Source organism: [Clostridium] aminophilum (assembly GCF_900101295.1).
Lineage (GTDB): Bacteria > Bacillota > Clostridia > Lachnospirales > Lachnospiraceae > Clostridium_R > Clostridium_R aminophilum_A.
Window position 1 is genome coordinate 1 of the sequence record NZ_FOIL01000060.1, and the last position, 14,535, is coordinate 14,535.

Below are 14,535 nucleotides of genomic sequence, written 5' to 3' on the forward strand. Positions count from 1 at the left end.
AAACGCTCCGCGAGGATGCGCACGCCGCTGTAAGGAAGCTGTCACCTAACGGTGACCAGCGGCGGCGCGCAAAGTCCGCGGGGCTCCCATCAAGATTGAAGGGATGGGGGAGCCGAAGTCCGCTTGCGGACTTTGTTCAATCAGGAAACTTTACCGGATTCCCGATGATTCTGTTGTGCTGGATTATTTCTTTCCTTTTTTGCTGAGGGACTTGCCCTGCGCCATTTCCAGATCAACGCCGGTTTTGTTCGGCTCATTGTTCTCGAAGCGGTAATCCTTACCCGGAAGGATTGCGTTCAGAAGGATACCGATGAGAGAACCGGTTGCGAGACCGGAGAAGGTGAGTGTGATCTCACCGGTCGGGAAGCTGAGAGCGCCGGCGGAAGAGAAGTTGATTCCGATGGAGAGAACCATGATCATCGCTGCGATGATGACATTTCGGGTCTGAGAGAAATCAACTTTGGTCTCGACAACATTTCGGATTCCGACTGCGGAGATCATTCCGTAGAGAACCAGGGAGATGCCGCCGACGATGGAGCTCGGCATGATCTCGATGACTGCCGCGAACTTCGGGCAGAAGGAAAGCAGGATGGCGATACATGCTGCCAGACGGATTACCATCGGGTCGTAAACCTTGGTCAGGGTGAGAACACCGGTGTTCTCACCATAGGTGGTATTGGCCGGAGCGCCGAAGAGAGATGCCAGCGCGGTTGCGACACCGTCTCCGATCAGGGTTCTGTGCAGTCCCGGGTCACGGATGAAATTGATTCCTACGGTGGAGGAGATCGCGGAGATATCTCCGATGTGCTCCATCATGGTTGCGAAGGAAATCGGGACAATGGTGAAGATGGAAGTGATCAGCAGTGCGGTATCCGCATTTCCCCTGGTGAAGATGGCGAATACGGTGCGGCCGTAGTTTACCGGGAGGCCGATCCACGGTGCGTCGGCAACCGGCGAAAAATCAATGACACCGGCCAGCGCCGCGACGATGTAGGAACCGATGACACCCAGAAGGATCGGGATGATTTTTACCATTCCGCGGCCCCAGATGTTGCAGCAGATTACGATCAGAATCGCAACCAGAGCGATGGGCCAGTTTGTGGAACAGCTGTCAATGGCGGATTTGGAAAGATTCAGTCCGATGGCAATGATGATCGGGCCGGTGACAACCGGCGGGAAAAACTGCATTACCTTATTGGCACCGAAGGTTTTGAAAAAAACTGCAAGAATGAGATAGGCGAGACCGGAAACCGCAACGCCGAAGCATGCATAAGGAAGAAGTTCCGGCTCCTTGTTCGGAGCGATGGCCATATAGCCGGCAAGAAAAGCGAATGAAGATCCGAGGAAAGCCGGAACCTTGTTTTTGGAAATCAGATGGAACAGCAAAGTTCCGAGACCGGCAAAAAGAAGTGTGGTGGAAACGCTGAGGCCGGTCAGCAGCGGAACCAGAACGGTGGAACCGAACATGGCAAACATGTGCTGGATTCCAAGGATCAGTACCCGCGGTTTTCCGAGAACGGATGCGTCAAAGATGGCATCATCACCGATCTTAACTTTTGGATTACTCATATTTTTCTCCTTCTGGATCAGGCATGAGCCGGTTGTATCTGCGCTCATATCTGATCGTCCAATTGTTTGAAAGTTTTCTTTCAAACTTTCCCCCTGTGAATGTGCGATACAGACGGCCGAATCTCCGAAAACGGCGGAAATACAGGCTTTCTCTGTACATTATTATGCAGACAGCCACCGGAGACCGGTACACTGTCTGCAAATTTCCTATATATATTAGCGACTCTTCTTCCTTCCGTCAAGAACGATCGATAATAAAATAACTATTTTGACAAACTTTTTTTGAAAGATGGATTTCATCATAGTATACTGAAGGGTAAGACTTTATTCTATGAGTAATCTGTGAAGCGGATTGCGAATATCTTTGACGTGATCACAAGCAGGGAGGTACGGCAGTGAAGTGGGAATATCTCTTTGACGACGACATTCTCGCCCGGGGAAAGCGCTATCTTCGGGACGGACGGGTCGGAACGGTATGGCAGTCCGGCTCGGAGTATAAGGGCACCGTTCAGGGAAGCCGCCGCTATTCGGTGAGCGCACATTTTCTCGACAACGGTAATCTGGAACGGGTCGGCTGCAGCTGTCCGTATGCGCACAAAGGGCATTTCTGCAAGCATATGGCAGCACTTCTCTATGCCATCGACGCGGGTATGGTTCAGGAAGAGACGGAGACAGGCGCATCCGACGGCAGCACGATCTGGAAGAACTCCCGGATTCTGGAAAGCGAGCTGACCGGGATAGAGGAAATGTTTTCGGACCGGTACTATTTCTTTGATTATCCGGCAATGATCCGGAAGCTCCGTCTTCGGCAGGCAGTCTGGAATCAGGGAAAAGCACTGGCCAAAAGCGGTGCGGTTCGTTGGAAGAGTTTTCAGATTTTGGGATCCCACGATCAGACGGTATTGACCAAGGGGGAAGTCAGCGCATGGGCGGTCGGTGAGATCGTGCGCGAGCATCAGGCGGCTCAGGTGGAGGTTGTGTTCTCTCAGAATGAGATCACGCGCATGACATGCGGAAACTGGAGCTGTCCGGAATCTTATTTCGCGCTTTCGAACAGTGACCGGATCTGTGAACATGAGGCGGCTCTTCTCTATCTTCTGGGGGAGTATATCCGGGAGCACAACCCGGGGGATGCCACAGACGAAACCGGGGAACTTTTTCTCCGCGGGATCGAGAACCTGAGAACGGAGCCGGAGGAGTCCGATCTGCATCTGGAACTGACCGGCGGAACCCGGCAAAAACCGCTGGTTCTGGAGCCGTTTTTCCGCGGCGAGCCGGCGGGGGAGGCCCCTCTTCTCGGCTTCGGTATCGGCGAGCGCAAGAATTATAAGATCAAAAATCTCTCCGAGTTTGCCTCGGCCATGGAGCAGGGAATCGCGTTTCCGTTCGGAACAAAGACGACACTGATTTTGGGAGAGGACCGGCTGGCGCCAGAGTCCGGGCCGCTGTGGAAACTGATCCGCAGTGCGGCGGATGAACTCCGGGAAGCGAGAAGACTGGGCGTTTCCGGAAACATCTCGCCGGATCTGGGAGAGACGATCCCCCTTTATGGCGAGCGGTTCGACCGGTTTTTTGAGATCATGAACGGAAAGAGCGTGGAGATGCGGATTTCCCAGGGAAGGAAACGAATGCTCCGTCTGCGGGACGCCGGGCTGACGGTCCGGATCGATATCACCGGAAATGTCGGCGGAAACGGGGTGTTTCACGGGCTCCGTGTGGAGGGCGCGCTGCCGCAGATTTACCGCGGACTGGAGCACGCCTACTATTTCGACGAGGATCATCTGAACCGGATCGCCGGAGAAGAGATACGGGAAATGGAGCCGCTTCTTCGGATCGCGGACGGCGGTGTGATTCATTTCCGGATCGGGAGAAAGAATCTTTCTTCTTTTATGTATGACACGCTTCCGTGGCTGGAAAAACATGCGGAGGTACAGTTTCCGGACCGGGAGACCGCGGAGCGCTGCGTTCCGCCGAAGGCGTTCTTTGCCTTTTATCTGGACGCCGACGGGAAAAGCGCGGTCTGCACGGCGAGGGTCCGCTACGGGGAAAAAGAGTATCCCCTCGAAGGAATCCCCTGCGAAGCGGATGCCGTTTCCGCATGGGATCCGGATTCGATCCGCGATCCCGATCGGGAACAGATCATCATCGGGCTCCTTCGGCAGTATTTTCCGGAGATGACGGAGGATGGCGCACAGTATTCCACCGGAAAGAAAGAGGAATTTGTCTATCTTCTTCTGGAGGAGGGGGTGGAGCGGCTCATTGCGGCAGGAGAGGTGTCATCGACGGAGGAATTCCGGCGGCTGGCGATCCGCCGGAAGACGACATTTACCGTCGGGGTTTCCCTTCAGAGCAACCTGCTGACCATGCATGTCCAGGGAGATGAACTCAGCTCCGACGAGCTGATCGAGGTTCTCGCACACTATGACCGGAAAAAGAAATTTTACCGCTTAAAGAGCGGGGATTTCGTGAATCTGGATCAGGAAAATATTGCGGAACTGGAGAAGATGATGGAATCCCTTCACCTGTCGCCGCGGGAGTTTGTGGACGGCAAGATGAATATTCCGGCTTACCGCACGCTCTATCTGGACCGAATGCTGGAAAATGTCGAAGGCCTGTATGCCGACCGAGACCGCCGGTTTAAGACGCTGGTAAAGGAATTCAAGACCATCAGCGATGCGGATTTCGAAGTGCCGCAGGCGATGAAGGGCGTTCTCCGGAAATATCAGAAGACCGGATACCGCTGGATGCGGACCCTTGCACAGTACGGGTTCGGCGGGATTCTGGCCGATGAGATGGGACTCGGAAAAACGCTTCAGACCATCGCGCTGATCGAGGCGAAACGCGAAGAAAACATGTCCGGCTCTTCCGGGAATCCCGCGCCGGTGACCGCGCTCATCGTAACGCCGGCTTCCCTTGTATACAACTGGGGTGAGGAGCTGGAGAAGTTTGCTCCGAAGCTGCGGGTCCGGCTGATTACGGGCAATCAGGCCGAGCGCGCGGAGAAAATCCGATCCGCGGAAGACTATGACGTTCTGGTCACGTCCTATGATCTCTTAAAGCGCGACGCCGCGGAATATGAGGGGATCGAGTTTGAATACGAGGTCATCGATGAGGCGCAGTATATCAAAAATCACACGACGGCAGCCGCCAAGGCGGTCAAGCTGATTCACAGCCGGAGCCGGTTTGCGTTGACCGGAACACCGATCGAAAACCGGCTGAGTGAACTCTGGAGTATCTTTGACTATCTGATGCCGGGGTTTCTGTTCCGGTATGAGGATTTCCGCCGTCAGATCGAACTTCCGGTGGTTAAGGAAGAGGACAACGCGGTCAGCGAGCACCTGAGCCGCATGGTTTCTCCGTTCATCCTCCGCCGTTTCAAGAAAGATGTGCTGACGGATCTTCCGGAAAAACTGGAAGAAGTCCGCTATTCGGTGATGAGCGGGGAACAGAAGAAACTGTACGACGCGCAGACGGCCCATATGCGCTGGATTCTGCGCACTTCCGACAGCAAGGAGGAATTCAACCGGAACCGTATGCAGATTCTGGCGGAACTGCTCCGTCTCCGGGAAATCTGCTGCGATCCGGGGATGTATCTGGAGAATTACCGCGGCGGCTCCGTAAAGCGCGAGGCGTGTATGGACCTGATCCGGAGCGCGATCGACGGAGAACACCGCATTCTGGTATTCTCGCAGTTCACTTCGATGATGGAGCTGTTGGAAGAAAGTCTCCGGGAAGAAAAGATCGCCTATTACCGGCTGGACGGGCGAACCCCGTCGGAGGAACGGCTTCGTTTGGTCAACCGGTTTAATGCGGGGGATGTTCCGGTCTTTCTGATCTCGCTTGGCGCAGGCGGAACCGGCCTGAATCTGACCGGCGCGGATGTCGTGATTCACTATGATCCGTGGTGGAATCTTGCGCGCGAGGACCAGGCGACGGGACGAGCACACCGGATCGGCCAGAAACGAAAGGTCACCGTGTATAAGATGATCGTGAAGGGAACGGTTGAGGAGAAAATCCTCGAGATGCAGGAGGCAAAGAAAAAGCTTGCGGAAGACATTCTCGGGGCGGAAGGTGCCGGTTCGGCATCGCTCACGAGGGAAGATCTGCTGGAGCTTCTGCAGGAGTAGCGGAAGTGTTCCAAAACGGAGGTTCCGAAAGCAGCCAGAGCGGATAAACAGAAATAAAAAAGAAAACAGCAGAACTGCCGACTCAAGAGGAACCGGCAATTCTGCTGTTTATGTTTTTGCGGCCAATCCGCCAAAGCCATTGGCTGTTTAGGCGTTCGCGGCCTATCGGCCAAAACCATCGGCGGTTTACGCGTTTTCTGCCTCAAGCTCGAGCTCGCCGTTCAGATAATCTACCACTTCGTCGGCATTCATGCCGTGAACCATGCATGCATCGTTCAGCGACTCGGTGAGAGAAGACGGACAGCTGATGCAGCCCATGCCGCACTGCATGAGAAGCGCGGCGGCCCCCTCGTGCGCCTTCAGGATATCACCGACGATATCCGTGCCCTTGATCGGTTTTTTTGCGTCTGCAGCGGCTTTTTCTTCTTTGGATTTAAAAATATCGGATAAACTCATATCATTGACCTCCAGGATTCAGAGTAAAGTGTTCTGTTTCGGCGGAGGCGGACACCGGGTCCGTACCCACCCATTTAATTAGTATACTATACCATGTCAATGAACGGGACAGTAACCGGTGTTACCGCGCGCATCCTCGCGGAGCGTTTTAGTTTCATAGGGAATTTCGGAGAAATTTCCTATGAAACTAAAACAGTCCGCTGTGCAGAGAAGAACTGCGAAGCGGACTGCCGAGAAAAGATCGGTGAAGTCAAAGGATCTGCGGTGCTTTAAAAAGCGATGCTCTTGTAGGGCTTTCCGTCGGAGAGCATGTGGAGGCCGAGGTGTGAGGAGAGGTACTGAATGACTTTTTCGCCGCCTACACTGTTGCCCTTCTTGTTGAGTTTCGGCCCGAATACACCGATTCCCATGCCGTTCGGCGCGACTGCGCAGATTCCGCCGCCGACGCCGGACTTGGACGGGAGACCGACTTTCACCGCGTACTCGCCGGACTCGTCATACATACCGCACAGGAGCATCAGTGTCTTGACGACGCGGACAATATCGGGGGTAACGATCTGTTCGCCGGTCGTCGGATCGATGCCGTCATTTGCCAGAACCATGGCGTAGTGCGCGAGATCTTTTGCCGTGACCATGACGGAGCACATCCGGAAGTACAGATCCAGAATGTCCTCCACATCCTCCCATTCGCCGTCAAGAATGTGGTCATTCATCAGGATATAGGCGATGGCGCGGTTTCGTGTTCCGGATTGTTTTTCGGAGTAATAGACGCGCTCGTTCATCGAAATGGAATCATTGGCGCAGAGCTTGCGGACAAGCTTCAGAAACTCGTCGAAGGGATCTTTTGCGCGAATGCAGCTGGAGACCACGATGGCGCCGGCGTTGATCATCGGATTGAACGGGTGCCAGTCTTTTAATTCCAACTGAAGAATGCTGTCAAAACGGTCTCCGGTGGGCTCCATGCCGACTTTGCTGAAGACCCGGTTGAATCCGGCGGTCTGGAGTGCGAGGATCAGAGAAAATGTCTTCGAGATGCTCTGCATGGTAAATGGGATATCATAATCGCCGGCCGCATATACGGTGCCATCCGGCTTGATGAGGCAGCCGCCGAGGCTTCCCGGTGCGGCTTTGGCGAGTTCCGGAATGTAATCCGCAACATTTCCTTCATAGAGAACCTGACGTCCTTCCGCGATTGCGGCTTCCAGAACTGCCTGAATATCTAACGTTTCGTCCATACGATCAACCTCCCTGGGACAGAAGAAATTAGGTGGGTGCGCTTCTGCCATATCTGTCAGATCAAGAATATCATCCCGCTGGGGATCTGTATAATATTTCCGACAGATAACGGTTATCCGTATCGCAAATAACAAAGATGTCAATATTCTCACAAAAACAAGGTCAAATCATGTATGATATTCGGGAAGAAATGTACAAAAGTACAGATAAGTCATCCGAAGAGAGATTGAAATGGGGGAATCGAAATGGATGCAAACAATATCCGGTATTTTGTGGCGGTTGCCAAGTATGGCTCGATCAATCAGGCGGCTAAAGCAATGTTCATTTCACAGCCGCAGCTGAGCCACATTATCCGCTCGCTGGAAGAGGAAGCGGGAATGACGCTTCTGCGCAGAACAACGCAGGGAACCAGACTCACGCACGAGGGAGAGATCTATCTCCATCACTGCGAGATCATATTGAAAGAAATGGATAATCTGAACAGTTATATCCGGGGATCCCGCACCGAGATGACGCGGCTGTCGGTCAGCATGACCCGGTTTTCGCACACATCCGAGTGCTTTAATGAGATCTGCCGGCGGTATCAGGATGTTCCGGGCATGACCTTCAAACTGTACGAGGATTCTTCGCTGAATGTCATTGAAGATGTGACGGTCGGGCGGTCCAGCGTCGGCGTGATTCATTTCCTGTCGCAGAATGCGGATATCACGCAGAAAAACATCGAGAGCCGCGGACTGGAATTTATCCCGCTTGCGGCATTTCGGCCGTATGTATGTCTGTCCTCGTCGCATGAACTGCTGCAGGAGAACGGCAGAAAGGGACTTCACATCGAACAGCTGAAAGATTATGGATTTGTGCGTTATATCGGCCAGTATGAGGATTTTATCTATCACATCGAGACGATGAAGGGACCGGTGGATCTGAATGATTCACAGAAGATTGTCTATGTCACGGACCGGCAGGGGCAGATGCGTCTGATTTCCGCGACGAATTTTTACACGATCGGAATTTCCGAGTTCAACGGGCAGGATTCCATGTATAAGGTGATCTCCGTGCCGTTGCTCGACTGTGTGGAGCATCTGAAATTCGGAATTATCCGGAAGAAAAATGAACACCGGCTCGAGATCGAGCAGGAATTTGTCGATCTCGTATGCCGGCGTTATGCGAGTCTCCAGGAACAGGAGAATCAGAGAAATCAGCCCTGACCCGGACCGGCCGGAGCCGGTACGGCAGGTGCCTGGGTTTCGGCAGCAGGCGCTGTCGGCGCCGGTGCAGCATCCGTTGCTTCGGCTGCTGGGCCTGCCGGGCCTGCAGGTCCGGCAGGTCCGGCAGCGGCCGGGGTTGTCGGTGCGGCAGTTTCGGCTGCACGGGATGCCTCGGCAGCAGCTTCCGCAGCCTGGGAGGCGGCAGCCGCCTCTGCGGCAGCCTTGGAAGCTGCTGCAGCCGCAGCCGCGGCGTCATTGGCTTTCGTGTGTGCTTTATAACGGCTCACATGATCCTGAACTCTCTCGATGGTGTTGCCGTTCTTCTTGGTGATCTTATATACCGTCCATGTGCTTCCCGCAGCGTTGGCACCGGTTTTCTGGCATTCCAGTTCCAGTGTCACGCCGTCTTCCAGAACCGGCACGCCGTAGATTTCGGCGGTTACGGTCCGGTTTTCATAATGTTCCAGAACACAGATCGGATACTCGGATGTATTTTTAAATTTATAGTTCGGGCCGCCCCAGGATACGGTGGCATCACGGCCCGGAGTGACATAACTCGGTTCAAAGGTATGGGATGAACGGAGAGTTGACTCGAGACCGGCGTAGAATACCGCGTTGTAGAGCGTCGTGGAAACCTGGCAGACACCTCCGCCGACTTCCTGTACGACCTCGCCGTTGGAGTAGGCACCGGCCGGACCGTAACCCTTGGCGGTGGTGCGCTGGCCGACGACATCGTTGAAAGAGAATTCCTCTCCCGGCTGCAGGATCAGACCGTTGATCGCCTCGGATGCGAGCCGGACGTTGGTATTTCTGGTATTGTTTGCGGTCGTATGGGTCGTAAACGAACCGATGATGCGGTACTGATCTTCCATGGAGCCGGCTGCATCCTCGGCTGTTCCGATCGCTTCGACGTTTGCCGTGTAGTCGCGGGCTTCGCATGCCGCCACAATGGCGTTCAGGGTTGCCTGCGTGTCGAGCTTATAACCTCTTACCGCCGGTCCGAACTGAAAGTGACCGGTGGCCTTGTCATATCCGGTCAGAACGCCCGGAGTCGCTTTTTTATTCCATTTATCCGTCACGTCAGCAAGAACGTCCGCAGCCTCGCTCCGGAAATCCGGGAGAGACAGGACATAGTCTCCCTCGTGGTCGGTGCCGGTCTTTCCGCCTTCTTTTTCGAAAAGGTCGTCGAGCTGTTTCTGAATGGATTTTCCGATCAGATCCTCCACGGCATAGCTTCGGCCCTGATCGGAGACCGCTTTATAGGATGCACTTCCGGAGGAAGATCCCGCCGGTTTTACAACCGTTTCCGCCGGTTTGCTCCCGGATCCCTCCCCGTCCTGCTCTTCATCCGCATCATCCACATAGGAGTTATCGATCAGATGCATGTCCCAACGGTAGGAACCGCGCAGTCTTTCCTCGACTTCGGCGCGGGTGAGACCTTTCAGGGCAATTCTGGAGGCGTCGGTCTTTTCGTTTCCGGCGATGGCAGAATAATCAAGGTAGAGGTCGCTTCCGATGGTATCTTCCGGAACGATGGCGATGGAATCCGTGGAAGATGCCGGGGCGGATGCCTTGGTCAGAAAATCCGATTTGCCGCAGCCGGTGATCACGGACGCGGACGCCGCCGCGAAGATGAAAAAGGATGCGGAAAGCAGATGATAACGGAATGTGCTGTTCATGTTTGTGTTTCTCCCCTGGTATATTGAACAATAAAGAAAATAGAATCGGGCCCACTGCATGCTGACAGCGCAGCGGAGAGACCCGGATATTCATTATAACAAAGATTGGCTGAAATACATGGTATTTTTTTCATTATTAAAGGAAATGTCAGGAGTATGAAGATTATGGTACTCACTTGGCCCGCGGGGTTCGTGGTATAATCGGATCATGAAGGAGGACCGCTTTGAAAAATGCGGATCCCGGTTTGAACAAAATGAAGGAGGAGACATGTCCAAGAATGCATTTGCCGATGCGGCAGCCGTGCCGGGCTGTGCGCGATGGGAAGCGCTGACCCGCAGAGAGACGGGACTCTACCGCAGAGAAGATGAGATTCGATCGGAATTTGCGCGGGATTACACGAGGCTGCTGCACTCCCTTGCCTACCGGCGGCTGAAACACAAGACACAGGTTTTCTACAACATTGACAACGACCATGTGTGTACGCGGATGGAACATGTGGCCCATGTCGAGTCTGTCAGCGGGACGATTGCGAATTTTCTCGGCCTGAATACAGAGCTGACGAAGGCGATCGCGACCGGCCATGACGTCGGACATGCCCCGTTTGGACACCAGGGAGAACGGATTCTGAATGAGCTGAGTCAGAAATACCTGGGGACGGGATTCTGGCATGAGCGGAACGGTCTCCGATTTGTCGATAAAATCGATCTTCTGGCAAACAGCTACAATGACATGAAAAATCTGGATCTCACCTATGCGGTGCGGGACGGCATCATTTCCCACTGCGGGGAGGTCGATGAGAACGGCATTTTTCCGCGGAAGGAGCTGATCGATCTGGAACGGGACTTCACGGCGCCGGGACAGTTCCAGCCGGCAACCTGGGAAGGGTGCCTCGTGAAGATTGCGGATAAGGTGGCTTACATCGGCCGCGACATCGAGGACGCCAAGCGGCTCGGCTTTCTGAACGGGGAGGCGGAAGAGCGGCTGCGGGACATGGCGCGGATCGACAATGAGCAGGTTCTGAATACAACGGTTATCATGCACAACATGATTATCGATATCTGTGAGAGCAGTACGCCCGAGCGGGGGATCTGCCTCAGCGAGCGGTTCTTCGGGCAGATGACGGAACTGAAGAAATTCAATTACGAATACATTTACCGCCACAAACGGTTCCGTACCTATTCCAAATACTCGGCGATGGTGATTCATGAAATTTTCGATGCCCTCTATGAGCAGTTCGACGGAAAGGCAACCTGGATGAAACTGGAAAAAGAGGCGAAATACTGCCCGGAACTCTTCCGGAATTTTGGAAAATTTATCTCGAACTATGTGAATCCGGATCAGGTACCGGAGGAATTCTCGCGGGAAGTGTTCCGGTATCGAAACGAGAAAATCTACGGAAACCTTGACAGTTCGGAACTGTATGTTCAGGCGATCATCGATTTCATCTCGGGAATGACGGACCGGTATGCGATTGCCGCGTTTGAGGAATTGCTGAAATATTAAGGTATAGCAGGGAAAATCATTGAAAACGGAAGAACACGATTCACGGAACAGCACAGAGACAGACAGGGAAAGAAAGGACAGAGAATATGTCACAGATCAATGCGAGAATGGATTTAGCGGACGGACACAGCATTCCGACCATCGGCTTCGGATGCTATGACGGATACGGAGATGAGATGGTGCAGGCGGTCCGCACAGCAGCGGAAACCGGATACCGGTATTTTGACTCGGCGGAGCGCTACCGCAACGAGAAGGAAGTCGGAAAGGGACTGGCAGAATCGGGAGTGCGCCGGGAGGATCTCTATATTCTGTCCAAGATCTGGCCGTCTTCCTTCGGACAGACGGAGGAGACTTTTGATCAGACCAGAAGGGATCTCGGAACCGACTATCTGGATGCGTATCTGATCCACTGGCCGGGACAGGATAAGCCGGCCCGGCTGAAGACCTATGAGAAGATGATGGATCTCCGCAGTGCGGGCAAGATCCGTTCACTTGGCGTGTCGAATTTTCTTCCGGAGCAGATGGAAGAGATCAAAGAGGAATTCGGCGAGTACCCGGTGATCCATGAGATGGAGTGCCACCCGAGCTACGGACAGAGGGAGCTGATCTTCCGGTGCCGGGCCAGAAAGATGCAGCCCATCGCCTATTCGCCGATCAACCGGGCTGTGGATCTGAACAGTGACACCGTCCGCCGTCTGGCGGAAAAGTACGGCAGAACACCGGCGCAGATCGTGCTCCGCTGGCATCTGGAACACAGCGTGATTCCGATTCCGAAGTCTGTTCACGGGGACCGGATCCGCGAAAACTTTGATGTGTATCATTTTGAACTGGATGTGGCGGATATTATCGCGATTGATGAGCTGGAAGCCGGCGCGAGAGCTGGAAAGGATCCGAGAACATTTCCGGAGGCCTGATTCGCGCGGAGAAAGCACGGGTATCCGTGCCTTGCGCGAGACGGCAAAGAACACCGAACCCCCGTTTTCATACCGTTGGACATTTCCGTGAAAATGCGTTAAACTGAGTCTCTATCTTACTCGAGGGGGATTTTTCCATGTTAGAACGTATCTTTAAACTGAGCAGGTGCGGAACGGATGTCCGCACGGAACTGCTCGCGGGAATTACGACATTTATGACGATGGCGTACATTCTTGCGGTCAATCCGATGGTTCTCGGGGAGACCGGTATGAATTCGGGAGCGGTTTTCACGGCGACGGCATTGATTTCCGCGGTTGCTTCCTTTTTTATGGGATTTGCGGCGAACCTGCCGTTTGTTCTCTCATCGGCGATGGGCTTAAACGCGTATTTTGCCTATACGGTGGTGAAGGGAATGGGATATTCCTGGGAAATGGCGCTGGCGGCGGTATTTACCGAAGGCATCATCTTCATTGTCATGTCGATATGTAATATCCGCGAGGCGATCTTTAATGCCATCCCGTCCAACCTGAAACAGGCGGTATCGGTCGGCATCGGCCTGTTTATCTGCTTTATCGGTCTGCAGAACGCCCATATTTCGGTGGCGGCATCGACGCTGGTGACCGGGTATTCGTTCCACCAGTCCATCGCCTCCGGCAATTTCCATACGGAGGGAATCACCGTACTTCTTGCCCTGATCGGTATTCTGGTGATGGCCTTTCTGGTGATCAAGCAGGTGAAGGGCAATATTCTGGTCGGCATCCTGATTACCTGGGGACTCGGCATAGTATGCCAGCTTCTCGGAATCTACCGGCCGGATCCGGCGGCGGGGTATCAGAGTCTGATTCCGACCGGCATTATTTCCGCTCCGGCATCTCTGGAACCGACGTTTATGAAGATGGATTTCAGCGCTCTTACGGACGGCCGGACGCTGGATTTTGTGGTGGTTATTTTTGCATTCCTGTTCGTGGATATGTTTGACACCCTCGGAACACTGATCGGATGTGCTTCCAAGGCGAATATGCTGGATAAAGACGGAAAGCTCCGCGGCATTAAGGGAGCTCTCTTCGCCGATGCCATCGGAACTCTGCTGGGAGCCTGTGCCGGAACCTCAACGATCAGTACCTTTGTCGAGTCTTCTTCCGGCATCGCGGAAGGCGGACGCACGGGACTGACTTCGGTGACGGCGGGCATTCTGTTCCTGTGTGCGCTGTTTTTCTCGCCGGTATTCCTTGCGATTCCGCCCTTTGCGACGGCACCGGCGCTGGTTCTGGTGGGCTTTTTCATGATGCAGCAGGTAACCCGCATTCAGTGGAACGACACGCTGGAAGCGATGCCGTGTTTTATCTGCATTTTTGCGATGGCGTTTATGTATTCGATTTCCGACGGCATCGCATACGGAATCATCAGCAGTACGGTTCTGAATGTGCTTTCGGGACGCCGTGACCGCGTGACGCCGCTGATGTGCATTCTGAGTGTGTTCTTTATCGCGAAGTATATTTTTATCTGATCACCGACGTCGGATGGGCGGCGGGCAGAGAAATCCGTGGGGGCTGGCGCACTAACTCAAGTTAGTGCGTCGGCCCTTTTCCTGTAAAAAGAATTCAGCCGGGCTCCAAAGAGCCCGGCTGATGGTGTAAAATATAGTTATGCGACTAACCAACATTTTACAGGGTGATTATAGCAAAATCACTGTATATTATCAAATCAAGCTTCCGCTTGAACTAGAACACATGATACCGGCAAATGATTCGGTTCGCCTTCTGAGCGCATTCGTGGAGGGAATGGATCTTTCGGATCTATACACTACTTATGATAGAATCCGGAAAAATCAGGCGTCACCGAGA

Annotated in this window: 9 protein-coding genes and 1 pseudogene; 6 read left to right on the forward strand and 4 right to left on the reverse strand. The window is 53.8% G+C overall.

Features of this window, described 5'->3' with window-relative positions:
• Positions 1-183: 183 nt before the first annotated feature.
• Positions 184-1,569 (reverse strand): uracil-xanthine permease family protein, encoded by a 1,386-nt coding sequence (locus tag BMW41_RS12230; protein WP_074650345.1) that lies wholly within the window; start codon positions 1,567-1,569, stop codon positions 184-186.
• Between the two features lie 395 nt (positions 1,570-1,964).
• Here BMW41_RS12230 and BMW41_RS12235 point away from each other — a divergent pair, with 395 nt between their 5' ends.
• The gene (locus tag BMW41_RS12235; RefSeq protein WP_074650333.1) at positions 1,965-5,696 is read left to right on the forward strand and encodes a DEAD/DEAH box helicase; all 3,732 of its coding nucleotides are present in this window, start codon (positions 1,965-1,967) and stop codon (positions 5,694-5,696) included.
• Between the two features lie 186 nt (positions 5,697-5,882).
• Here BMW41_RS12235 and BMW41_RS12240 read toward each other — a convergent pair whose 3' ends face one another.
• Positions 5,883-6,152: a DUF1858 domain-containing protein gene (locus BMW41_RS12240; protein WP_083378971.1), complete on the reverse strand. Its 270-nt coding sequence runs from the start codon at positions 6,150-6,152 to the stop codon at positions 5,883-5,885.
• Positions 6,153-6,421: 269 nt separating this feature from the next.
• On the reverse strand, positions 6,422-7,387 hold the full coding sequence (glsA, locus tag BMW41_RS12245) for a glutaminase A (protein ID WP_074650335.1): 966 nt from the start codon (positions 7,385-7,387) through the stop codon (positions 6,422-6,424).
• A gap of 246 nt (positions 7,388-7,633) precedes the next feature.
• On the opposite strand from glsA, the gene BMW41_RS12250 reads away from it, so the two are divergent.
• Positions 7,634-8,593: a LysR family transcriptional regulator gene (locus BMW41_RS12250; protein WP_074650337.1), complete on the forward strand. Its 960-nt coding sequence runs from the start codon at positions 7,634-7,636 to the stop codon at positions 8,591-8,593.
• On the opposite strand, the gene BMW41_RS12255 is transcribed toward BMW41_RS12250, so the two are convergent.
• Positions 8,584-10,272 carry a VanW family protein gene (locus BMW41_RS12255; protein ID WP_074650338.1) on the reverse strand — a complete coding sequence of 563 codons (1,689 nt, stop codon included), beginning with the start codon at positions 10,270-10,272 and terminating at the stop codon, positions 8,584-8,586. The two genes, BMW41_RS12250 and BMW41_RS12255, sit on opposite strands and share 10 nt — an antisense overlap.
• Before the next feature lie 268 nt (positions 10,273-10,540).
• On the opposite strand from BMW41_RS12255, the gene BMW41_RS12260 reads away from it, so the two are divergent.
• From BMW41_RS12260 to BMW41_RS15445, 4 genes and pseudogenes are all read left to right on the forward strand, one after another.
• Positions 10,541-11,776, forward strand: a complete 1,236-nt coding sequence (locus BMW41_RS12260; RefSeq protein WP_074650340.1) for a deoxyguanosinetriphosphate triphosphohydrolase family protein — start codon at positions 10,541-10,543, stop codon at positions 11,774-11,776.
• 86 nt (positions 11,777-11,862) lie between these two features.
• Entirely contained in the window at positions 11,863-12,690 is an 828-nt protein-coding gene (locus BMW41_RS12265; RefSeq protein WP_083378975.1) for an aldo/keto reductase, read from the forward strand.
• 137 nt (positions 12,691-12,827) lie between these two features.
• A complete protein-coding gene (locus BMW41_RS12270) occupies positions 12,828-14,198 on the forward strand; it encodes an NCS2 family permease (RefSeq protein ID WP_074650343.1) in 1,371 nt (456 codons plus the stop codon).
• Between the two features lie 139 nt (positions 14,199-14,337).
• Positions 14,338-14,535: pseudogene (locus BMW41_RS15445) on the forward strand (IS5/IS1182 family transposase); the annotation flags it as partial.

Bases quoted from the DNA above. Each gene is read 5' to 3' on its own strand.
- BMW41_RS12230 (WP_074650345.1), bottom strand. From the start codon at position 1,569: ATGAGTAATCCAAAAGTTAAGATCGGTGATGATGCCATCTTTGACGCA.
- BMW41_RS12240 (WP_083378971.1), bottom strand. From the start codon at position 6,152: ATGAGTTTATCCGATATTTTTAAATCCAAAGAAGAAAAAGCCGCTGCA.
- glsA (WP_074650335.1), bottom strand. From the start codon at position 7,387: ATGGACGAAACGTTAGATATTCAGGCAGTTCTGGAAGCCGCAATCGCG.
- BMW41_RS12250 (WP_074650337.1), top strand. From the start codon at position 7,634: ATGGATGCAAACAATATCCGGTATTTTGTGGCGGTTGCCAAGTATGGC.
- BMW41_RS12255 (WP_074650338.1), bottom strand. From the start codon at position 10,272: ATGAACAGCACATTCCGTTATCATCTGCTTTCCGCATCCTTTTTCATC.
- BMW41_RS12260 (WP_074650340.1), top strand. From the start codon at position 10,541: ATGTCCAAGAATGCATTTGCCGATGCGGCAGCCGTGCCGGGCTGTGCG.
- BMW41_RS12265 (WP_083378975.1), top strand. From the start codon at position 11,863: ATGTCACAGATCAATGCGAGAATGGATTTAGCGGACGGACACAGCATT.
- BMW41_RS12270 (WP_074650343.1), top strand. From the start codon at position 12,828: ATGTTAGAACGTATCTTTAAACTGAGCAGGTGCGGAACGGATGTCCGC.